The organism is Pseudomonas bananamidigenes, assembly GCF_001679645.1.
In the GTDB taxonomy this organism is placed as follows: Bacteria; Pseudomonadota; Gammaproteobacteria; order Pseudomonadales; family Pseudomonadaceae; genus Aquipseudomonas; species Aquipseudomonas bananamidigenes.
Map to the genome: position 1 here is coordinate 264,258 of NZ_LRUN01000001.1, position 20,527 is coordinate 284,784.

21 protein-coding genes are annotated in these 20,527 nt (G+C 61.0%); 2 read left to right on the plus strand and 19 right to left on the minus strand.

From position 1 onward, the window contains the following. Position 1 precedes the first annotated feature (1 nt). The 8 genes from pabC to BBF94_RS01250 all read right to left on the minus strand — a co-directional run bounded on the left by pabC (position 2) and on the right by BBF94_RS01250 (position 6,164). Entirely contained in the window at positions 2-817 is an 816-nt protein-coding gene (gene pabC / locus BBF94_RS01215) for an aminodeoxychorismate lyase (protein ID WP_065257228.1), read from the minus strand. Next, complete coding sequence (gene fabF / locus BBF94_RS01220; RefSeq protein ID WP_065257229.1) at positions 817-2,061, minus strand: beta-ketoacyl-ACP synthase II; 1,245 nt, start codon at positions 2,059-2,061, stop codon at positions 817-819. The genes pabC and fabF overlap by 1 nt, the downstream gene beginning before the upstream one ends. 108 nt (positions 2,062-2,169) lie before the next feature. Further along, the gene (acpP, locus tag BBF94_RS01225; RefSeq protein WP_065257230.1) at positions 2,170-2,406 is read right to left on the minus strand and encodes an acyl carrier protein; all 237 of its coding nucleotides are present in this window, start codon (positions 2,404-2,406) and stop codon (positions 2,170-2,172) included. 196 nt (positions 2,407-2,602) lie between these two features. Further along, the gene (gene fabG, locus BBF94_RS01230) at positions 2,603-3,346 is read right to left on the minus strand and encodes a 3-oxoacyl-ACP reductase FabG (protein ID WP_065257231.1); all 744 of its coding nucleotides are present in this window, start codon (positions 3,344-3,346) and stop codon (positions 2,603-2,605) included. A 16-nt stretch (positions 3,347-3,362) separates the two neighbouring features. Continuing rightward, positions 3,363-4,301 (minus strand): ACP S-malonyltransferase, encoded by a 939-nt coding sequence (fabD, locus tag BBF94_RS01235; RefSeq protein WP_065257232.1) that lies wholly within the window; start codon positions 4,299-4,301, stop codon positions 3,363-3,365. Positions 4,302-4,425: 124 nt separating this feature from the next. Continuing rightward, entirely contained in the window at positions 4,426-5,436 is a 1,011-nt protein-coding gene (gene plsX / locus BBF94_RS01240; protein WP_082302347.1) for a phosphate acyltransferase PlsX, read from the minus strand. A gap of 4 nt (positions 5,437-5,440) precedes the next feature. Next, a complete protein-coding gene (rpmF, locus tag BBF94_RS01245) occupies positions 5,441-5,623 on the minus strand; it encodes a 50S ribosomal protein L32 (protein WP_003179396.1) in 183 nt (60 codons plus the stop codon). Between the two features lie 13 nt (positions 5,624-5,636). After that, on the minus strand, positions 5,637-6,164 hold the full coding sequence (locus tag BBF94_RS01250) for a YceD family protein (protein WP_003204262.1): 528 nt from the start codon (positions 6,162-6,164) through the stop codon (positions 5,637-5,639). 106 nt (positions 6,165-6,270) lie between these two features. Between BBF94_RS01250 and BBF94_RS01255 the strand changes: the two genes are divergently transcribed. Continuing rightward, positions 6,271-6,849 (plus strand): Maf family protein, encoded by a 579-nt coding sequence (locus BBF94_RS01255; RefSeq protein ID WP_065257234.1) that lies wholly within the window; start codon positions 6,271-6,273, stop codon positions 6,847-6,849. Positions 6,850-6,898: 49 nt separating this feature from the next. Here the strand turns inward: BBF94_RS01255 and sppA are convergent, their stop codons facing one another. Genes sppA through rluC form a run of 3 tightly spaced genes read right to left on the minus strand, consistent with a single transcriptional unit; the run spans position 6,899 to position 9,521 of the window. Further along, positions 6,899-7,888 (minus strand): signal peptide peptidase SppA, encoded by a 990-nt coding sequence (gene sppA / locus BBF94_RS01260; RefSeq protein ID WP_065257235.1) that lies wholly within the window; start codon positions 7,886-7,888, stop codon positions 6,899-6,901. A gap of 24 nt (positions 7,889-7,912) precedes the next feature. Beyond that, the gene (locus BBF94_RS01265; RefSeq protein WP_065257236.1) at positions 7,913-8,575 is read right to left on the minus strand and encodes an HAD-IA family hydrolase; all 663 of its coding nucleotides are present in this window, start codon (positions 8,573-8,575) and stop codon (positions 7,913-7,915) included. After that, positions 8,562-9,521: a 23S rRNA pseudouridine(955/2504/2580) synthase RluC gene (gene rluC / locus BBF94_RS01270; protein WP_065257237.1), complete on the minus strand. Its 960-nt coding sequence runs from the start codon at positions 9,519-9,521 to the stop codon at positions 8,562-8,564. Before rluC ends, BBF94_RS01265 begins: the two co-directional genes overlap by 14 nt. A 697-nt stretch (positions 9,522-10,218) precedes the next feature. On the opposite strand from rluC, the gene rne reads away from it, so the two are divergent. Then, positions 10,219-13,416 carry a ribonuclease E gene (gene rne / locus BBF94_RS01275; protein WP_065257238.1) on the plus strand — a complete coding sequence of 1,066 codons (3,198 nt, stop codon included), beginning with the start codon at positions 10,219-10,221 and terminating at the stop codon, positions 13,414-13,416. A gap of 69 nt (positions 13,417-13,485) precedes the next feature. Here the strand turns inward: rne and BBF94_RS01280 are convergent, their stop codons facing one another. The 8 genes from BBF94_RS01280 to BBF94_RS01315 all read right to left on the minus strand — a co-directional run bounded on the left by BBF94_RS01280 (position 13,486) and on the right by BBF94_RS01315 (position 20,516). Continuing rightward, a complete protein-coding gene (locus BBF94_RS01280) occupies positions 13,486-14,082 on the minus strand; it encodes a nucleotidyltransferase family protein (protein ID WP_065257239.1) in 597 nt (198 codons plus the stop codon). Then, a complete protein-coding gene (locus BBF94_RS01285; protein ID WP_065257240.1) occupies positions 14,079-15,056 on the minus strand; it encodes an XdhC family protein in 978 nt (325 codons plus the stop codon). The genes BBF94_RS01280 and BBF94_RS01285 overlap by 4 nt, the downstream gene beginning before the upstream one ends. Continuing rightward, the gene (locus tag BBF94_RS01290; protein WP_065257241.1) at positions 15,056-17,377 is read right to left on the minus strand and encodes a xanthine dehydrogenase family protein molybdopterin-binding subunit; all 2,322 of its coding nucleotides are present in this window, start codon (positions 17,375-17,377) and stop codon (positions 15,056-15,058) included. The genes BBF94_RS01285 and BBF94_RS01290 overlap by 1 nt, the downstream gene beginning before the upstream one ends. Continuing rightward, positions 17,374-17,844, minus strand: coding sequence for a (2Fe-2S)-binding protein (locus BBF94_RS01295; protein WP_065257242.1), 471 nt, complete (start codon positions 17,842-17,844; stop codon positions 17,374-17,376). The genes BBF94_RS01290 and BBF94_RS01295 overlap by 4 nt, the downstream gene beginning before the upstream one ends. A gap of 245 nt (positions 17,845-18,089) precedes the next feature. After that, positions 18,090-19,109, minus strand: a complete 1,020-nt coding sequence (gene murB, locus BBF94_RS01300) for a UDP-N-acetylmuramate dehydrogenase (RefSeq protein WP_065257243.1) — start codon at positions 19,107-19,109, stop codon at positions 18,090-18,092. Then, positions 19,106-19,570 (minus strand): low molecular weight protein-tyrosine-phosphatase, encoded by a 465-nt coding sequence (locus BBF94_RS01305; protein ID WP_065257244.1) that lies wholly within the window; start codon positions 19,568-19,570, stop codon positions 19,106-19,108. Before BBF94_RS01305 ends, murB begins: the two co-directional genes overlap by 4 nt. Then, positions 19,570-20,334 (minus strand): 3-deoxy-manno-octulosonate cytidylyltransferase, encoded by a 765-nt coding sequence (kdsB, locus tag BBF94_RS01310; protein ID WP_065257245.1) that lies wholly within the window; start codon positions 20,332-20,334, stop codon positions 19,570-19,572. The genes BBF94_RS01305 and kdsB overlap by 1 nt, the downstream gene beginning before the upstream one ends. Then, complete coding sequence (locus BBF94_RS01315; protein ID WP_003179363.1) at positions 20,331-20,516, minus strand: Trm112 family protein; 186 nt, start codon at positions 20,514-20,516, stop codon at positions 20,331-20,333. Before BBF94_RS01315 ends, kdsB begins: the two co-directional genes overlap by 4 nt. Between the last annotated feature and the right edge of the window lie 11 nt (positions 20,517-20,527).

The following is a 20,527-nucleotide window of genomic DNA, read 5'->3' on the forward strand; positions in this document are numbered from 1 at the left end:
ATCAGGCATCCAGTAGCGTGCGGGCAATGGTTTGCAGTTTACGGGTGAGCGGCCCAACCGGCCAGCTCAGTGCAGCGTACGCGCGTACCGGCCAGACGCCATACACGCTGTTGCAGACAAAGACTTCATCGGCCCATTGCAGCTGCTCAAGGTTGATATCGGTGATTTGCACGGGAATACCCGCTGAAGCTGCCTGATACAGCAGCTCGGCGCGCATCACACCCGCCACGCCGCAGCGTTTCAGATCCGCCGTGACCAGCACGCCGTCGCGTACCAGAAACAGATTGCTGAACACACCTTCGATCACACGACCTGCCTGATCGAGCATCAAGCCTTCGGCGTGCTCGCCGTCCTGCCACTCGGCACGGGCGAGAACCTGTTCCAGACGATTGAGGTGCTTGAGACCTGCCAGCAAGGGCTGGATGGACAAACGCGTCGTACACGGAAACAGGCGGACGCCTTGCTCGCCGTGGACGGCGGGATAAGCCGCAGGAGGATTGCCTTGCAGAATGCGTCGACCCGGCGCCGAAGGATCCGGCGCATAACCGCGCAAGCCGTCACCACGGGTGAGGATAAGCTTGAGCACACCCTCGCCCATGGTCGCTGCACAAGATTGCAGTTCGCTGCGGATCAACTCGATATCGGCAGCAATGGCCAGCCGCGTGCAACCTTCGGCCAGGCGCAGCATGTGACGATCCAGCAGCAGTGGCTGGCCGCCACGTACGGCGATGGTTTCGAACAGACCATCGCCGTAAGCCAGGCCGCGATCTTTCAGCGACAGAGCGTCAGCCGGTTGACCGTCGACCCAGCAGTCCATCAGCCGGCGAACCGACGGAACGCCAACGTACCGTTGGTGCCGCCAAACCCGAACGAGTTGGACAGCACGACGTCGATGTCCATGTTGCGCGCCGTGTGAGGCACGAAATCGAGATCGCAACCCTCATCCGGCTCATCGAGGTTGATGGTCGGCGGCGCCACCTGGCTATTGATGGCCAGCACACTGAAGATCGCCTCGACCGCGCCGGCCGCACCCAACAGGTGTCCGGTCATGGACTTGGTGGAGCTGACCGCCAGTTTGTAGGCGTGATCACCGAACACCGACTTGATCGCATTGGCTTCGGCGAGATCGCCGGCCGGAGTCGAGGTGCCGTGAGCGTTGATGTACTGCACCTGATCGATGTTGATCTTCGCATCGCGCAGCGCATTGGTGATGCAGCGTGCTGCACCGGCACCATCGGCGGGTGGCGAAGTCATGTGGAACGCATCGCCACTGGTGCCGAAGCCGATCAGCTCGGCGTAAATGGTCGCACCACGGGCCTTGGCATGCTCGAGTTCCTCGAGCACCAGGGCACCGGCACCGTCCGACAGGACGAAACCGTCACGGCCCTTGTCCCATGGGCGACTGGCACGGGTCGGCTCATCGTTGCGGGTCGACAGCGCACGGGAAGCACCGAAGCCGCCCATGCCCAGACCGCACGCAGCCATTTCGGCACCGCCGGCAATCATCACGTCGGCTTCGTCGTACATGATGTTGCGGGCCGCCATGCCGATGCAGTGGGTACCGGTGGTACACGCTGTGGCGATGGCATAGTTGGGCCCCTGTGCCCCCAGATGGATGGACAGGAAGCCAGAAATCATATTGATGATCGAGCCAGGCACGAAGAACGGAGAAATCCGGCGCGGGCCGGTCTCGTGCAGGGTGCGACTGGTTTCTTCGATGTTGGTCAGACCGCCGATACCCGAACCCATGGCCACGCCGATGCGCTCACGGTTGGCATCGGTGACTTCCAGACCGGCATTGCGTACGGCCTGGAAGCCGGCCGCCAGACCGTACTGAATGAACAGGTCGAGCTTGCGCGCTTCCTTGACCGACAGGTATTCCTCGACATTGAAGCCCTTTACCGAGCCGCCAAAGCGGGTGGAATAGGCAGAAAGGTCGGTGTGTTCGATCAGACCAATGCCACTGCGGCCAGCCAGAATGCCCTGCCAACTGCTCGGCACATCGGTGCCCAGTGGCGACAACATACCCATACCGGTGACTACGACGCGTCTACGCGACACAGCACTCTCCTTTTTCAAATGACGATTTTGTATCAGGCCTAAAGAAAAAACCGCACGCCATGATGGCAGTGCGGTTTTTCCATGACAGCGAGCAACGATTACAAACTATTACGCCTGATGAGCGTTAACGTAGTCGATTGCAGCTTGTACAGTAGTGATCTTCTCAGCTTCTTCGTCAGGGATTTCGGTCTCGAATTCCTCTTCCAGAGCCATCACCAGCTCAACGGTGTCAAGGGAGTCGGCGCCCAGGTCTTCAACGAAGGAAGCGGTGTTGACCACTTCTTCTTCTTTAACACCCAGTTGCTCGGCAACGATTTTCTTGACGCGCTCTTCGATGGTGCTCATACCTTGTTTTCACTCCTAATGGACAAATTCAGGCAGCTGGCCAGTGGGTAAGTGTATAGAAAGCCTTTTCAGCTTTTCAACTGAAAGCTTCACTCCTCGTACCCTGCAGCCCTCTGCCTATAAATAGATTGCAGCTTTATAACGGATTTTAGACAGCTCGTATGACATTTTTTTGAAGCAATCCGTCACATTTTACTTACATGTACATCCCGCCGTTCACCGGGATTGTAGCCCCGGTCACGTATGCCGCACCGTCGGATGCAAGAAAAGCGACCACGGACGCGATCTCTTGAGCTTGTCCCAGACGGCCCAGCGGAATCTGTGTCTGCAAGGCTTCACGCTGTGCCTCAGGCAGTTCGCGAGTCATATCGGTGTCGATGAACCCCGGGGTTACCGAGTTGACCGTAATCGAACGCGAACCTACTTCACGCGCCATGGCACGACTGAAACCTTCCAGACCAGCCTTGGCGGCTGCGTAGTTTACTTGGCCAGCGTTGCCCATGGCACCCACCACCGAGCCAATACTGATAATTCGACCCCAGCGCGCCTTGGTCATGCCGCGCAGAACGCCCTTGGACAGGCGATACAGGCTGTTCAGGTTGGTATCGATCACGTCGTACCACTCGTCGTCTTTCATGCGCATCATCAGGTTATCGCGAGTGATGCCGGCATTGTTGACCAGGATCGCGACCGGAGCACCGAATTGTTCCTGAATGCTCGCCAGCACTGCGCTGACCGATTCGTCACTGGTGACGTTGAGTTCGAAACCTGCACCCTGAATGCCATTTTCTTTCAGGGTCGCAGCAATACGCTCGGCGCCCGAAGCGGAAGTCGCGGTGCCGACAACGATGGCGCCCTGACGACCCAGTTCCAGTGCGATAGCCTGGCCGATACCACGGCTTGCGCCGGTGACCAGTGCAACTTTACCTTGCAGACTCATGCAAGCTTCTCCTGATTCAGACAGCCGCTGCGCGAGCAGCAGCGAAAGCGTCTGGGGTATTGAGGTTGGAAGTCGAAACGCCTTCGGCGCAACGTTTGTTCAGACCGGCCAGCACTTTGCCAGGGCCGCACTCGACCAGGCTGGTCGCGCCTTCCGCAGCCAGAGTCTGTACAGACTCGACCCAGCGAACCGGCTTGTAGAGTTGTTCGAGCAGATCGCGCTTGAGCGTTTCCAGATCCACCGGCACCTGAGCGCTGACGTTCTGCACCACAGGAATCTGCGGCGCCTGCCAGTCAATGGCCGCGATGGATTCAGCAAAGCGCTCGGCAGCCGGGCGCATCAGCTCGCAGTGGGATGGCACGCTGACCGGCAGCGGCATGGCACGCTTGGCGCCACGAGCCTTGCAACCTTCAATGGCGCGCTCGACGGCAGCCTTGGCACCGGCAATCACCACCTGGCCCGGAGAGTTGAAGTTCACCGCGCTGACCACTTCGCCTTGCGCCGCTTCGGCACAGGCCGCCAGCACATCGGCGTCCTCCAGACCAAGGATGGCAGCCATGCCGCCCTGCCCGGCCGGAACGGCTTCCTGCATCAGCTGGCCACGGCGCTCGACGAGCTTTACCGCGTCCGCCAGGCTCAGGCTGCCGGCAGCGACCAGAGCACTGTATTCACCCAGGCTGTGACCGGCAACGAAGGCCGGGCGCGCACCACCTTCCGCCAGCCACAGGCGCCACAGGGCGATCGAAGCGGTCAGAATGGCCGGTTGGGTTTTGTCGGTTTGATTGAGCAGCTCTTCCGGCCCCTGCTGGGTCAGCGCCCACAGGTCGTAGCCCAGAGCATCGGATGCTTCTTTGAAAGTTTCGAGGATCAGCGGATATTGTGCGCCCAGCTCGGCCAGCATGCCGAGGGACTGCGAACCCTGTCCTGGAAAGACGAATGCGAGGGAAGCAGACATGTAACAAGCCCCTAATGATCTTGTCGTCGGAAAAATGGCATCCCGATAGAGGACGCAAGAAACTGACAGTTGGATGGCCCTTTGAACCGGGCGGTCACATTTAAGCATTGTCCGACGAAAACGCCTAAGACAACAAATCCTCCAGACGGCCGTGCAGACGCTCGGGAAGATTCTCCTGAATCTCGATCAACGCCCGCTGAATGGCACTCTGAAACCCCTGAACTCCGGCTGAACCGTGACTCTTCACCACAATGCCCTGCAAGCCGAGGAAGCTTGCGCCGTTATGTCGCGCCGGTGCCAGATCAGCCTGCAATCGTTTCATCAATGGCAGCGCCAAGGCCCCCACCGCACGGGACGCGAGGTTTTTCTTGAACAAGGCCTCGATGCGCGCAGCGATCATCGTCGCGAGACCTTCGCTGGACTTGAGCAGGATATTGCCGACAAAACCATCGCACACCACCACGTCCGCCTCACCGCGATACAAACCATCGCCCTCGATAAAGCCGATGTAGTTGATCCCCCGGGCAGCCTGCAACAACGTTGCAGCCAGCTTGACCTGCTGATTGCCCTTAATGTCTTCGGTGCCAATGTTCAGCAACGCTACGCGAGGCCGGGCGATACCCAGCGTCTGCGCCGCCACCGACCCCATCACCGCAAACTGCAGCAGATGCTCGGCGCTGCAATCGACATTGGCACCCAGATCAAGCAACTGACAGTAGCCCTTCTGAGTAGGGATCGCAGCAACCATGGCCGGACGATCAATCCCCGGCAGGGTCTTGAGCACAAATCGCGAAAGCGCCATCAGTGCACCGGTATTGCCGGCACTGACACAAGCCTGAACCTTGCCGTCACGCAGCAATTCAAGGGCGACACGCATCGACGAGTCCGGCTTGCCGCGCAAGGCCTGGGCAGGTTTTTCGTCCATGGTGATGACTTCAGACGCCGGAACAATCGTCAGGCGCGCGCGATCGGCAGCCGACTGGCCAGTGATCAATTCTTCAAGGAGGGAGGGTTGACCGACAAGGGCCAGGTGCAGCGAGGGCGTAGCAGAAAGGCAAGCAAGGCTGGCCTGAACAATGCTGCGGGGACCGAAGTCCCCGCCCATTGCGTCAATCGCGATGACTTGAGCGGACAAGTGATTACTCGTCAGCGCCCTTGTCGATCACTTTACGGCCACGGTATACGCCTTCTGGCGATACGTGGTGACGCAGGTGAACTTCACCGGTGGTTTTTTCTACGGACAGGGTGCTAGCCTCGAGAGCGTCGTGCGAACGGCGCATGTCACGGGCAGAGCGGGATTTTTTGTTCTGCTGAACAGCCATAATTGATTAACTCCTAAACGTTTGGGTCACGCTTTAACTGCGCCAATACACTGAACGGGTTGGACCGCGTTACCTCGTCCTCGCTCGGTTCGGGTTCATCTGCTCCCGCCGGCTGCTGGCATTCTTCCGGATGATGAGCAGGCACAATGGGCAAGGCGAGCAAAAGCTCCTCCTCGATCAGTGACTGCAGATCCAAAGGATCTTCGCCCAGTTCCAGCACGTCATAACCTTTCGGTAACGACTGGGTATTCGCACCCTCCTTCACCACGGCGTAACTGCATTCGCTGTGGATCGGCAGGGTGACCAGCTCAAGACAACGCTGGCAAACCATTTTGACTTCGGTGTCGATAAAGCTGTGGATCACCACAGATTTACGTTCATCTCGTTCAAAAACGAATTTGGCCTGCACCGTACCGACATCGTCGGAAAGCGGGTCGCAGAGTCTCTTCAAATCGGCCAGCAGCAGTTCACCTTGAAGGGTGGTGCCACGATCAGCCAATTTGCGCGGGTCAACGTGAGGTGGAATCGGGTCATTCAACATAGGCGCAGCATTATAGGGATGCCCCCGCCCATGTCAAAGGAAATTCCGCCCTGTCCGTCACTTACGCGGCTCCGCTAGAATCTGCAGCCTGCCTCTGGAGATGCGAATGCTGCCTTTATTACTCGCTTCAAGCTCGACCTATCGTCGGGAATTGCTCAATCGCCTGCGCCTGCCGTTCGTCTGCAGCTCGCCGGACATCGATGAAAGTCATCGCCCGGGCGAATCAGCCATCGAACTGGTCAAACGCCTCGCCGAACAAAAAGCCCGGGCGCTGGCCGACAGCCACCCCGCTCACCTGATCATCGGCTCCGATCAGGTCGCCGTACTCGGCGAGCGCATCATCGGCAAGCCACATACTTTCGACAAAGCCCGCGAACAACTGCTGGCCGCCAGTGGCGCCAGCGTGACCTTTCTGACCAGCCTGGCATTGCTCAACAGCCAGACGGACCACTGCCAGGTCGACTACGTGCCTTTCACCGTCCATATGCGCACATTGGATCAGGCCCGCGTCGAGCGTTACCTGCATGCAGAACAACCTTACGACTGCGCCGGCAGTTTCAAGGCCGAAGGCCTGGGCGTAAGCCTGTTCCAGTCCACCGAAGGCCCTGATGCCACCAGCCTGATCGGATTGCCGCTGATTCGCCTGATCGACATGTTGCTGGCGGAAGGCGTTCAGATTCCCTGAGCCACAAAAAAACCGGCCACGAAGGCCGGTTCCCTTATGCTGCAATCAATCAGCGCAACGACGGACCGTTGAATCCCATCCACATTGCCAGCTGCTCGGCCACACTGGCGCCCAGCTTTTTCGAGAAGCGATCGAACGGCGATTCCTGAACGGTGAAATCCACCAGCTCCTTTTCGCCAATCACGTCACGCGCCACAGAACTGGCATTACCCAGGCCATCGATCAATCCCAGCGGCAGCGCCTGCTCGCCGGACCAGACCAACCCGGAGAACAGCTCCGGATGCTCTTTATCCTTCAGGCGATCACCACGACCCTGCTTGACGCTATTGATGAACTGATTGTGCGTGGTATCCAGCACACTCTGCCAGAAGGCCGTTTCATCCGGCTTCTGCGGCTGGAACGGATCGAGGAAGGACTTGTGCTCACCGGAGGTGTAAGTACGACGCTCGACACCCAGCTTCTCCATGGTGCCGACAAAACCGTAACCCGCCGCCGTCACACCGATAGAGCCCACCAGACTGGCCTTGTCGGCATAGATCTGATCCGCCGCACTGGCGATGTAGTAGGCTCCGGACGCACCAAGATCGGAGATCACCGCATACACCTTGGTATCCGGGTGCAGACCGCGCAGACGCTTGATCTCGTCATACACATAACCCGACTGCACCGGACTGCCGCCCGGACTGTTGATGCGCAGGATCACACCCTTGACCTTCTTGTCCTCGAACGCCGCTCGCAGACTGCCGACAATATTGTCGGCACTGGCCGGCTCCTTGTCGGCGATCATGCCGGTGACATCGATCAACGCGGTGTAGCTGGAGCCGCGCGTAGCGCTCTTTTCCATATCCATCAACGGCGTGAACAGGATCAGCGCAACAAAAAGATAAACAAACGTCAGCAACTTGAAGAAAATGCCCCAGCGCCTGGAGCGACGCTGCTCCTGCACACTGGCCAGCAGCGTCTTTTCCAGCAGCTTCCAGCTTTTCGCATCACCCTCGTCGGCAGTTGCCTTGGCCGGTGCTTTCCATTCGTCGGTCATGCCATCCACCCCAGCAGAAACGTATTAAGCCTGCTGACCCAGCCAGGCATGCAATTCAGAAAACCGGTCAATCGACAGTCGTGGTTCAAACTGCTGCAACGACTCGATCGACTGCGCCCCGTAACTGACCGCCACCGAGCCCATGCCGGCATTACGCGCCATTTGCAGATCGAAGGAAGAATCCCCGACCATCAGCGCCTGGTCTGCAGATACACCGCAATGCGTCAGGATCTGCTCCAGCATCAGAGGATGCGGCTTGCTCGCGGTTTCATCGGCAGCACGGGTGATATCGAAATAGTCCTCCCAGCCATGCGCCTTGAGCACCCGATCCAGCCCTCGACGATTCTTGCCGGTCGCGACCGCCAGGTGATAACCATCCTCGCGAAACGACGTCATCGACTCGAGTACGCCTTCGAACAATGGTGAGGGCACCGTCTCCGCCGCGATGTAGTGCTCGGCATAAAACTCACGAAACGCGATCATTTCGCCATCGCTGATTTCCGGGTACAACGTGCGGATCGCCTCGGGCAGGCCCAGACCGATGATGCCCTTGACGGCAAAATCATCACGCAACTCGAACCCCGAACGCCCCGATGCCGCATGCATCGCCTCGACGATCCGACCAATGGAATCGGCCAGGGTGCCGTCCCAATCGAAAATCAGAAGTTTGTAGTCAGGGTGCCGCACTCAGACGCTCCACAGTCTTGGCCCACATCTCATCGACAGGGGCCTGCAAATTCAGCTTGCCACCATCGGGCAGCGGCACGGTGAGCATGTAAGCATGCAGAAACAGACGCTTGCCGCCCAGATCGCGAATTTCCCTGGTGAAGTTGTCATCGCCGTACTTGCTGTCGCCGGCAATGCAATGCCCTGCGTGCAGGGTATGAACGCGAATCTGGTGGGTACGACCGGTCACCGGCTTGGCCTCGACCATGGTCGCGAACTCGCCGAAACGGCGCAGGACCTTGAACACGGTCAGCGCATCCTTGCCTTCGTCATTGACTTCGACCATACGCTCGCCGGAACGCAGGTTGCTCTTGAGCAGCGGCGCACGGACCTGCTTGATGGAAGTCGCCCAGTGGCCGCGCACCAGCGCCATATAGCGCTTGTCGACGCCATCACCGCGCAACTGCTCGTGCAAATGACGCAACATGCTGCGCTTCTTGGCGATCATCAGCAGACCGGAAGTATCACGGTCGAGGCGATGCACCAGTTCCAGCTCCTTGGCGTCGGGGCGCAACTGACGAAAGGCTTCGATCACGCCGAAATCCAGGCCGCTGCCACCGTGAACCGCAATGCCCGCGGGCTTGTTGATCACGATCAGCGCCTTGTCTTCGTACACAATCGACGCTTCCAGGCGCTGCAACAGCCCCTGAGCCACTGGAACGGGTTCGTCACGCTCCGGCACGCGAACCGGCGGCACGCGCACGATATCACCGGCCTGCAGCTTGTATTCGGGCTTGATCCGACCTTTGTTAACCCGCACTTCGCCTTTGCGCAAAATGCGATAAATCAAGGTCTTGGGCACGCCTTTGAGCCGGGCGAGGAGAAAATTGTCGATTCGTTGGCCGGCATATTCCGGCGAGACCTCAAGCAATTGAACGCCTGGAGTCGAAGGGGCAGTAGTCGTCATGCGGCGGATAATAACAATTTTTATGGATTTGAAGCACTTAATCATTGCTGCTATAGTCGCGAACGCCGCCAAAAGCGGCCTGGACAGCGGAACCACGGTCAACAACCGGCCCTGACCAACGCAATTCACCAGGACGCAAGGCCGTCCTACGGGGCTTTCGCTACGTAACGGTGGAGTTTGCAGCTGTAACAAGCGCAGGTGACATGAGGCCTGAATCACGCCGCAAAGCAGAGTTCTGACTCGCCACGCGAGCCATATTCACGGCCAGTTCACAAAGTGCGGTCAGCCGCGGATGACCCCGAGCGAAAACGCCGGAAACACCGCCTGAATTAGCCATGATGCGTGACCTCCCCTTCCGGAGCTCACGGTAAATGCCAACCCGCTGCGGATTCTGCGCGCGGCAGCACCCGAATTATCAGGGATACGTGTAGGGTGGAGATGCACAACCGCTGGACTGTGTAGCAACAGGCTTTATCAAGACGCTTCATCTCGTCCACAGCCGCGGTTGATTCCTCCTCCTGACTGAGTGCTTAAGTAGCCACAGCAAGCAGGACGCGTACGTCGCGATAACGGCCCAATTGGCCGGACATCGCTGGACACGGGAATGGCCAGCCACTCCCGACGCACCTGACACCGACCGTGAGAAGTCGTGTGTGCCGAACGCCGTTTCCGGCAGCCCGGAAACCGACGGTACTACATGAAAAGAATGCTGATTAACGCAACTCAACCCGAAGAGTTGCGTGTTGCACTGGTAGACGGCCAACGCCTCTACGACCTGGACATCGAATCCGGTGCACGCGAGCAGAAAAAGGCCAACATCTATAAAGGCCGTATCACTCGCATCGAACCAAGCCTTGAGGCTGCCTTTGTCGATTTCGGCTCCGAGCGCCACGGCTTCCTGCCCCTCAAGGAAATCTCCCGCGAATACTTCAAGAAAGCCCCTGAAGGCCGCGTCAACATCAAGGACGTCCTGAGCGAAGGCCAGGAAGTCATCGTTCAGGTCGAAAAAGAAGAACGTGGCAACAAGGGCGCAGCCCTGACCACCTTCATCAGCCTGGCCGGTCGTTATCTGGTCCTGATGCCGAACAACCCGCGTGCCGGCGGCATCTCCCGTCGCATCGAAGGCGAAGAGCGCAACGAACTGCGTGAAGCGCTGAACGGTCTGGTCGCTCCGGCCGACATGGGCCTGATCGTGCGCACTGCCGGCCTGGGCCGCAGCAGCGAAGAAATGCAGTGGGACCTCGACTACCTGCTGCAACTCTGGACCGCGATCAAGGAAGCTTCCCTGGATCGTTCCGCGCCGTTCCTGATCTACCAGGAAAGCAACGTCATCATCCGCGCCATCCGCGATTACCTGCGCCAGGACATCGGCGAAGTACTGATCGACAGCGTTGAAGCCCAGGACGAAGCCCTGACCTTCATCCGCCAGGTGATGCCGCAGTACGCCAGCAAGATCAAGCTGTACGAAGACAGCGTTCCGCTGTTCAACCGTTTCCAGATCGAAAGCCAGATCGAGACCGCTTTCCAGCGCGTGGTCGAACTGCCTTCCGGCGGCTCCATCGTCATCGATCCGACCGAGGCCCTGGTGTCCATCGACATCAACTCGGCGCGCGCCACCAAAGGCAGCGACATCGAAGAAACCGCCCTGCAGACCAACCTTGAAGCCGCCGAAGAAATCGCCCGTCAGTTGCGCCTGCGCGACATCGGCGGCCTGATTGTCATCGACTTCATCGACATGACCCCTGCCAAGAACCAGCGCGCCGTGGAAGAGAAAGTCCGCGAATGCCTGGAAGCCGACCGTGCCCGAGTGCAGATCGGCCGCATTTCGCGCTTCGGCCTGCTGGAAATGTCCCGTCAGCGCCTGCGCCCTTCGCTCGGCGAAAGCAGCGGCATCGTCTGCCCGCGCTGCAGCGGCACCGGCATCATCCGTGATGTCGAATCGCTGTCCCTGGCGATCCTGCGCCTGATCGAAGAAGAAGCCCTGAAAGATCGTACCGCCGAAGTCCGCGCCCAGGTGCCGATCCCGGTAGCGGCCTTCCTGCTCAACGAAAAACGCAACTCGATCACCAAGATCGAACTGCGCACCCGGGCCCGCATCGTCATTCTGCCGAACGATCATCTCGAAACCCCGCATTTCGAAGTTCAGCGTCTGCGTGACGACAACCCGGAAGCCGCCAACAATCAGTCCAGCTACGAAATCGCTGCTGCCGCTGCTGAAGTCGAAGAGGCTCAACCCGCTGCGGCAACGCGCACCCTGGTTCGCCAGGAAGCTGCGGTCAAGACCGCTCCTGCCCGCGCCAACGCTCCGGCGCCGACCGAAGTCGCCGCTCCGGCCCCAGCCCCGGTTGCCGCGCCAGAGCCAAGCCTGTTCAAAGGTCTGGTGAAGTCGCTGGTCAGCCTGTTCGCCACCAAGGAAGAGCCTGCTGCTCCGGTTGTGGTTGAAAAACCTGCCGCCGAGCGTCCGGCCCGCAACGAAGAGCGTCGCAACGGTCGTCAGCAGAGCCGCAACCGTAACGGTCGCCGCGACGAAGAACGCAAGCCGCGCGAAGAACGTGCTCCACGTGAAGAACGCGCACCGCGTGAGCCACGTGAAGAGCGTCAGCCTCGTGAAGCCCGCGAACTGCGTGAGCCACGCGAGTCCCGTGACGACGCGCCGGCAGCCCGCGAAGAACGCGCACCACGCGCCCCTCGCGAAGAACGTGCACCACGTGCTCCGCGTGAAGACCGCAAGCCGCGTGGCGAGCGTGAAGAACGCGTACGTGAACTGCGTGAACCTCTGGATGCTGCACCGGCCGCCGCTGCCGCTGTTGCTGCCACCGCTGACGAACGTCCGGCCCGTCAGCCGCGTGAAGAGCGTGCGCCACGTCCTCCGCGTGAAGAGCGCCAACCGCGTGCCGAACAGGCCGCTGCTGCCGTGGCTGAAGAAGACATCACCACCAACGAAGAGCAACTGCCGGAAGACGGTTCGGAAAACGCCGAAGGCGATCGTCCGCGCCGCCGCTCCCGTGGTCAGCGTCGTCGCAGCAACCGTCGCGAGCGTCAGCGTGATGCCAACGGCAACGTGATCGAAGGTTCGGAAGAGTCCGCCGAGAACGCTGAAACCACCGAGCCGAGCGCTGCCGACCTGGCGGCTGGCCTGGCGGTTACTGCCGCCGTTGCCAGCACCGTGATCAGCGCGCCGGCCGAAGCTCAGGCCTATCAGCAAGCCGAACGCGCCACCGCCGCAACGCTGGAAACCGCGTCGGTAGAAGCTCCGGTTGTTGAAGCCACCACCCCGGTCGAAGTGATTGCTGCTCCGGAAGTCGAAGTGGCGCCGGTTCGCGAAGCTCAGCCTCAGGTTGAAGTCGCCGCCGAACCTGCTTTCGTCGCGCCGCAGCCTGTTGCAGTCGAAGAGCCGGTGGTAGAAACCGTGACCGAAACCGTGCGCGAAGTTCGTGAAGAGCAGACCGCTTTCAACTGGGTGGCCGAGCCGGCTGTCGCCGAAACGCCAGCGCCAGCGGTTGAAGCGCCTGTCGTGGAAGAAGCCAAGGCCGCTGAACCCGTGGTTGTCGCCGAACCGGCGCCTGCCGTGGAAGCGCCGGTGGCAGAAGCGCCAGCGCCAGTCGCTGCGCCTGCTCCGGTCAGCGCTCTGACCCCAAGTGGCCGCGCTCCGAACGATCCGCGTGAAGTGCGTCGTCGCAAGCGTGAAGAAGAGCGTCTGCAGAAGGAAGCCGAACTGGCTGCCGCTGCCGCCGCTGCTCCAGCCGCTGCCGAAGTGGTCGAGGCAGCCCCTGCCCCGGTCGCTGAAGAAACTGCCGTAGAAGTGATTGCCGAAGCACCACGCTCCGTTCAGGACGCGGTCGAGCACCACGAACAGGCCCAGGAAAAAGAACACGAGACCAAACCTCTCGTCTGATTCCGAGCGCCAATGAAAAGCCCCGCCTGGTGATCCAGGCGGGGCTTTTTTTATGCTTCGCGGTTTGTATCAGACCTGCGGAAAAACCAGCGCCTGAGGCACATCGATATCCCACAGCACACCGGGATCATCCACCGCCACTTCCACCACCCGCCCCTGTTTGAACAAAGCCCTGGCTCCGCGATCACCGGACAATGCCATCAACCCCGGGCCGAATGAACGACCGAATCCGACCGGATGACCAAACTCGCCACCCTGCACCGGCACACTGACCGCATCGTCGACAATCGCCGCCACCACTCGCTCGATACTCGACGGCAGGATGAACGGCATGTCACCCAGCACAATCAGCCAGCCATCGACATCCGGGCAAGCCGAGACACCCGCCGCGATGCTGTCGCCCATGCCCGCAGACTCGATCGAAACAATGTCACACCCGTATGCCTGTGCCATACGCATTGCCTGCGGCCGCGCTTCGGTCGTTACCAATACGCGTTTGTCGAGACTCGTCGGCAGATTAACCAGCACCTGCTCGATCACCGAACGCACGGCACCGTCGCGCCCGGCGCAGTCGGCCAGCAACTTGTCCTTGTCGGCACCCGCCACTTCGCGAAAGCGGCTGCCCTCGCCTGCCGCCAGCACAATCACTCCAATGGATCGACTCATGCCCGTTCCGCCTTCTTGCGTTCCAATTCGACGCCATTCTTGATCGCCACGATTTCCGCCAGCAGCGACAGCGCGATCTCCGCCGGGGAGTGACTGCCGATGGGCAAACCGATCGGCCCATGCAATCGAGCGATGGCCGCTTGCGACAAGCCTAGCTCAGCCAGGTATTCCCGGCGCTTGAGGCTGTTGACCCGTGAACCCAGGGCGCCGACATAAAACGCCCTGGAATCCAGCGCCGTCAGCAGCGCCATGTCGTCCAGACGCGGATCGTGAGTCAGGGCAACAATGGCGGTGCGTTCGTCGGTTTGAATGCTCAGCACGGCCTCATCCGGCATGCCGGGGACAAAGCGACCATGCTGCTCTTCCCAGTCATGCACGAACTCGGTGCGGGGATCGCAGATCAGCACTTCGAAATCCAGCAACCGCGCCATCTCGGACACATAACGCGACAACTGCCCGGCACCGATCAGCAGCAAACGCCAGCGTGGGCCGTAAATGGCGCGAAGGGCCTTGCCATCGAAGACCAGTGAGTCCGTTTTGTTTGCTGGCGAAACAATCACTTCCCCGCTTTCCAGATTCAGCTCGCGAGCAACGATTTCGTGAGCCTCACAACGAGCCAGCAGTTCGGTGACCCACGCCGGATTACCGACCCGTTCCTCGGTCAGGCGCAAAGTGCCGCCGCAAGGCAGGCCGAACCGCGCCGCCTCCTCCCGCGTCACGCCGTAGGTGATCAATTGCACCGGCGGACCGTCGGCGGGAATCCGCCCATCGTGCAGCCGGGCGATCAGATCGTCCTCGACGCAACCGCCGGACACCGAACCGATCACTACGCCATCCTCGCGCAACGCCAGCATCGCGCCGGGCGCCCGGGGCGCGGTGCCCCAGGTTTGCACGACAGTGAACAGCACCACCCGCTGCCCGGCACGACGCCATTCGAGCACGCTGCGCAGGACATTGAGATCGGCGCTGTCCATCACGCTTGCGCCTTTTGCCAGCCCTGCAACTGGTAGCGCACCGGCAGGTTGCGAATGCGCTGGCCGGTCGCGGCGAAGATCGCATTGCACAGCGCCGGCGCAATCGGCGGCACACCCGGCTCACCCACACCACCCAGCGGCACCTCGCCCGGCGGCGTCACCAGATGCACCGCCACTTCCTTCGGCGCCAGCGACATGCGTGCCACTTCATACATATGGAAGTTGTCCTGTTGCACCTTGCCGTCCTTGAAGCTGATTTCGCCCCACACGGCATTGCCCAGCCCCATCACACAGGCGCCTTCGAACTGCGAACGGATCCGTTCGGGGTTGATCTGCGGCCCGCAATCCACGGCGATGTCAGCCTTGTGCACGATCAGCGTGCCGTCATCCTTGACCTCGACTTCGATCACCGCCGCCACATAAGTCACGAAGCTGTAATGCACTGCCAGGCCGAGTCCACGGCCCTTGGGCAATTTCCGTCCCCAACCGGCCGCCTTGGCCGCCGTTTCCAGCACCGTGCGCATGCGCCCGGTGTCGATCGGATAACGCTCGGGGGATTCGCCGTAGTTCCACTCTTCGCTGAGCGTGCGCGGGTCGATCTGCCGATCCGGGCCGAGCAATTTGATCTGATACTTGAGCGGGTCTTCCTTGGCCTTGTGTGCGAGCTCGTCGACAAAACTCTGGATCGCAAAACCATGGGGAATGTTCGACACCGAGCGATACCAGCCGACTCGCGTATGAACCGCGGCTTCAGGATTCTCCAGACGCACGTTGGGAATCGCATAGGCCATGTTGGTGAACCCCATGCCCAGCTCGAACGCGGCTTCGTGATTCATGCCCGGCGCGAACAGCGCGGTGATGCTCGGCGCCACCGTGCGATGCAGCCAGGCAGACGGCAAACCGTCCTTGCCCACGCCGGCCTTGAGGTACTCGGCCGACACAGTGTGGAAATACGAATTGTGGATGTCGTCTTCCCGCGTCCACTGGACCCGCACAGACTTGCCGGGAAACTCTTTGGCCAGAATGGCGGCTTCGACAACAAAATCCGGCTTGGACTTGCGACCGAAACCACCGCCGAGCAGGGTCACATTGAAGGTCACGCTATCGAACGGCAGACCGAGGCGCTCGGCAATTCGCTCACGGGTGACCTGCGGCGCCTGGCTTGGCGCCCACGCTTCGCACACCCCCTCTTGATAGCGGGCGATGGCCACCATCGGCTCCATCGGTGCCTGTGCCAGATGCGGCAAGTAATAGGACGCCTCCAGCGTGCTGGCAGCACTGCCGATGGCTTTGTCGATGTCACCGGTGTTGCGCACGACCTTGCCCGGTTTTAGCGATGCGGCCTCCAGCTCCTTGCGATAGGCAATCGAGTCGTAGCCGGCGTTCGGGCCGTCGTCCCACTCGATCTTCAGCGCCTCGCGGCCCTTGAGCGCCGCCCAGGTGTTACTGGCCACCACGGCCACGCCACCCAACGGCTGGAATTCCGAAGGCAATGGACGGGGTTCGATCTGGATGACTTTCAGTACGCCCGGCACTTTCAGCGCGGCGCTGTCGTCCACCGACTTGACCTTGCCGCCGTACACCGCAGGGCGGGCGATCACCGCGTACAGCATGCCGTCGAAATGCACGTCGGCCCCGTACACGGCGCGGCCATTGACGATGTCTTCGCCGTCGATGGCCTTCGTCCCTTCCTTGCCGATGTAGCGGAATTCCGACGGTTGCTTGAGTCGCACGCTGTCACGGGCCGGCACTGTCAGCGCACTGGCCGCGGCGGCGAGTTCACCGTAACCCAGCTCGCGCCCGGACGGTGCGTGAATGACTTTGTGCAGTTGCGCGCGGCACTCGCCGACCGGCACCTTCCACTGCGCAGCGGCGGCCTGCTCCAGCATGGACCGGGCGGCGGCGCCACAGCGACGCATCGGCTCGTACCAGTGACGCATGCTGCGCGATCCGTCAGTGTCCTGGTTGCCGAAACGCACTTCATCGCCCGGCGCCTGCTGCACTTTGACGTGGGCCCAATCGGCTTCCAGCTCATCGGCGACCACCATGGTCAGGCTGGTACGCACGCCCTGGCCCATTTCCGAACGGTTGCAGACCACGGTCACCGTGCCGTCGGCGGCAATGCTGACGTAAACCTTCGGATCGTCGATCCAGCCATTGGGCATACCATCGGCGCCGAATTTCTTCGGTTTGTCTTCAGCCAATGCATCCTGCCAGCCCCAGCTCGCGGCCAGCACCAGCGCACCGGTGGCACCGACACCCTTGAGGAAACCCCGGCGGCTCAGGTTGCTCAGAGCAAAATCGTTCGGCAAACGGCTCATGCCTTGGCCTCCTTCAGGTGAGTGGAGGCCTGGCGAATGGCGGTCTTGATCCGGTTGTAGGTGCCGCAGCGGCAAATGTTGCCGACCATCGCCTCTTCGATCTGCTCATCGCTCGGGTTCGGGTTGGTCTTGAGCAGCGCGGTGGCAGACATGATCTGCCCACCCTGACAGAAACCGCACTGGGCCACGGCAGTGTCGAGCCAGGCTTGCTGGACGATCTGGCCAATCGGATCGGCATGCAGATTGTCGATGGTGGTGACATTCTGGCCGGTCACCGAACCGACTGGCGTAATGCAGCTGCGTACCGGCAATCCGTCGATATGAATGGTGCAGGCACCGCAAAGGCCCATGCCGCAGCCGAACTTGGTGCCGTTGTAACCGGCGACGTCACGGATCGCCCACAACAGCGGCATGTCCTCGGTGACATCGAGTGGATGGTCTTGACCATTGAGTTTCAGGGTAATCATGGGCACGCCCGCATATTCATGGAGGTTATGGGGTCGAGTAATCTGCCGCCGGAACATCGGCGGTGGGTTCACGCAGATCGACTCAGGCTAATGAGGCTCTCTTGTGCCGACAAAAACGTCTGCACCGGGCCTTTGGTGGAACAAAGGGTTTATCGTTAGCTGACTAAGTTAACCCGGGATTAACAAAAAAGCCCTGCACTTTTTAAAGAGTGCAGGGCTTTGGTTTGCGCCTTGAAAGCGTAGTCTCAATAACGGTTGGGCTCCATTTCCAGCTCGACATTGAAACGTTCTGCAATGTCTTTCTGGATACGCTGCGCCAGATCGAGCAGTTGCAACCCGGTCGCCGCGCCGTAGTTGACCAGCACCAGGGCCTGCAACTTATGCACACCGGCATCGGCTTCACGGAAGCCTTTCCAGCCCGCCCGCTCGATCAGCCACCCCGCCGCCAGTTTCATCTGCCCGTCCGGTTGCGCATAAGCCACCAGGTCCGGGTGCTGCGCCTTGATCTGCGCCACAACGGCTGCCGACACCAGCGGGTTCTTGAAGAAACTGCCGGCATTGCCCAACACCGCCGGGTCCGGCAGCTTCTCGCTGCGGATGCTGCAAATGGCGCGGCTGACATCCGTCGGCGTTGGCTGCTCGATACCCAGCTCGCTCAAGCGCTGACGCACCGGCCCGTAATCCAGATGCAGATGGGCGACTCGATCCAGTGCAAAGCGCACCCGCAGGATCAACCAACGACCTGGTTGCTGCTTGAACACGCTGTCGCGGTAGGCGAAGTGGCACTCTTCCAGACTGAAGTCGCGCAGCTCGCCGGTCTGGCGATCCAGCGCCGTCAGGCCGGCGAACACGTCCTTGATCTCGACCCCGTAGGCACCGATGTTCTGCATCGGCGCAGCGCCGACGGTGCCGGGGATCAGGCTGAGGTTTTCCAGCCCGGAAAAACCCAGCGCCAGGGTGTGCAGGACGAACGGATGCCACGGTTCTCCAGCTTCGGCCTCGATTACCACGCGATTGCCATCATCGCTGATGACGCGGATGCCACGACTGGCCATGCGCAGCACCAGTGCCGGGATGTCCGCTGTCAGCAGCAGGTTGCTGCCACCGCCGATCACCAGCAACGGCACATCGTGGGCAGTCGCATAAGCCAGCGCTTCGCGCACATCCGCATCACTGCGAGCCTCGGCAAACAGTTGCGCGCGAACGTCGACACCGAAGGTGTTGAACGGTTTCAGGGAAACCTGAGGGTGTACCTGCAAACTCATAACCGGCCCTTCACTTCGATCAACAACCGGTCGCAGGCGCGCTCGATCAGATCCAGCACCTGCTCGAACCCCTGATCGCCGTCGTAATACGGATCCGGCACTTCATCGACTTCGCCCTCATAGCGACGCAGGAACAGGTCCAGCTCGGCTTTGCCGGTGGACGGTTGCAGCGCCTTGAGGTTGCGCAGGTTGCTGTTGTCCATGGCGAGGATCAGGTCGTAGCTGGCGAAATCGGCGCGGCTGACTTGTTGCGCCCGTTGCGCCGACAGGTCGTAACCACGCAGTCTGGCCGCGGCCTGGCTGCGCTTGTCCGGCGGATTGCCGACGTGCCAGTCGCCGGTGCCGGCGGAGGCCACTTCGACCTGAGCCGCCAGCCCGGCTTCGCGCAACTTGTGACGCAATACGCCTTCGGCGGTGGGCGAACGGCAGATGTTGCCCAGGCACACGAACAGAACGCGCATCATGCCTCCAGCAGGCGACGGACGCGCTCGAGATCTTCAGCGGTGTCGACCCCGGTCGGCGGCGCGATCAACGCGTCAGCCACGTGGATCCGCACGCCGTGCCACAGGGCACGCAACTGTTCGAGGGATTCGGTGTTTTCCAGCCAGCATGGGCCCCAGCTTACGAAGTCCTGAAGGAAGCCGGCGCGGTAGGCATAGATGCCGATGTGGCGGCGATACGGCACGCCTTCCGGCAGCACGTCGCGGCTCTTGGCGAATGCGTCACGGGCCCACGGCAGGGTCGCGCGACTGAAGGTCAGCGCCAGGCCGTTGAGGTCGCTGACGACCTTGACCACGTTCGGGTTGAACAGGGTGTCCACGTCTTCGATCGGCTCGGCCAGGGTGGCCATGCGCGCTTCGGTGTGGGCCGCGAGGTTGGCGGCAACCTGATCGATCACGCTTGGCGGGATCAGCGGTTCGTCACCCTGGACGTTGACCACGATGGCATCGGGTTCCAGGCCCAGCTTCGCCGCTACTTCGGCCAGGCGATCGGTACCGGAGTTGTGATCCTCACGGGTCAGCACCACTTCGGCGCCGAAAGCCTTGCAGGCTTCGACGATGCGCGCATCGTCGGTGGCCACGACCACGCGGCTGGCGCCGCTTTTGCTCGCCTGTTCCCAGACGTGCCGGATCATCGGCTTGCCGGCGATGTCCAGCAGCGGTTTGCCCGGCAGGCGGGTCGAGGCGTAGCGCGACGGAATGACAACGGTGAAGGCTGTGGTCATTTATCCAGACGCTCGTCGGTGGTCAGGGTGCGGGCCTCGCTTTCCAGCATGACCGGGATGCCGTCACGGATCGGGTACGCCAGGCCGGCGCCCTTGCTGATCAGTTCGGTCTTGTCGGCGCTGAGCTTGAGCGGGCCTTTGCAGACCGGGCAGGCGAGGATGTCGAGCAGTTTGGTGTCCATGAACATTCCCT

What these genes read in the sequence shown, in the direction of transcription:
- acpP (WP_065257230.1), bottom strand. Translation starts at nt 2,406, where the DNA reads ATGAGCACCATCGAAGAGCGCGTCAAGAAAATCGTTGCCGAGCAACTG.
- fabD (WP_065257232.1), bottom strand. Translation starts at nt 4,301, where the DNA reads ATGTCTGCTTCCCTCGCATTCGTCTTTCCAGGACAGGGTTCGCAGTCC.
- murB (WP_065257243.1), bottom strand. Translation starts at nt 19,109, where the DNA reads ATGAGTTTGCAGGTACACCCTCAGGTTTCCCTGAAACCGTTCAACACC.
- BBF94_RS01315 (WP_003179363.1), bottom strand. Translation starts at nt 20,516, where the DNA reads ATGGACACCAAACTGCTCGACATCCTCGCCTGCCCGGTCTGCAAAGGC.
- BBF94_RS01305 (WP_065257244.1), bottom strand. Translation starts at nt 19,570, where the DNA reads ATGCGCGTTCTGTTCGTGTGCCTGGGCAACATCTGCCGTTCGCCCACC.
- rne (WP_065257238.1), top strand. Translation starts at nt 10,219, where the DNA reads ATGAAAAGAATGCTGATTAACGCAACTCAACCCGAAGAGTTGCGTGTT.
- BBF94_RS01255 (WP_065257234.1), top strand. Translation starts at nt 6,271, where the DNA reads ATGCTGCCTTTATTACTCGCTTCAAGCTCGACCTATCGTCGGGAATTG.
- BBF94_RS01250 (WP_003204262.1), bottom strand. Translation starts at nt 6,164, where the DNA reads ATGTTGAATGACCCGATTCCACCTCACGTTGACCCGCGCAAATTGGCT.
- BBF94_RS01295 (WP_065257242.1), bottom strand. Translation starts at nt 17,844, where the DNA reads ATGATTACCCTGAAACTCAATGGTCAAGACCATCCACTCGATGTCACC.
- kdsB (WP_065257245.1), bottom strand. Translation starts at nt 20,334, where the DNA reads ATGACCACAGCCTTCACCGTTGTCATTCCGTCGCGCTACGCCTCGACC.
- BBF94_RS01280 (WP_065257239.1), bottom strand. Translation starts at nt 14,082, where the DNA reads ATGAGTCGATCCATTGGAGTGATTGTGCTGGCGGCAGGCGAGGGCAGC.
- rpmF (WP_003179396.1), bottom strand. Translation starts at nt 5,623, where the DNA reads ATGGCTGTTCAGCAGAACAAAAAATCCCGCTCTGCCCGTGACATGCGC.
- BBF94_RS01285 (WP_065257240.1), bottom strand. Translation starts at nt 15,056, where the DNA reads ATGGACAGCGCCGATCTCAATGTCCTGCGCAGCGTGCTCGAATGGCGT.
- rluC (WP_065257237.1), bottom strand. Translation starts at nt 9,521, where the DNA reads ATGACGACTACTGCCCCTTCGACTCCAGGCGTTCAATTGCTTGAGGTC.
- sppA (WP_065257235.1), bottom strand. Translation starts at nt 7,888, where the DNA reads ATGACCGACGAATGGAAAGCACCGGCCAAGGCAACTGCCGACGAGGGT.
- fabG (WP_065257231.1), bottom strand. Translation starts at nt 3,346, where the DNA reads ATGAGTCTGCAAGGTAAAGTTGCACTGGTCACCGGCGCAAGCCGTGGT.
- pabC (WP_065257228.1), bottom strand. Translation starts at nt 817, where the DNA reads ATGGACTGCTGGGTCGACGGTCAACCGGCTGACGCTCTGTCGCTGAAA.
- BBF94_RS01290 (WP_065257241.1), bottom strand. Translation starts at nt 17,377, where the DNA reads ATGAGCCGTTTGCCGAACGATTTTGCTCTGAGCAACCTGAGCCGCCGG.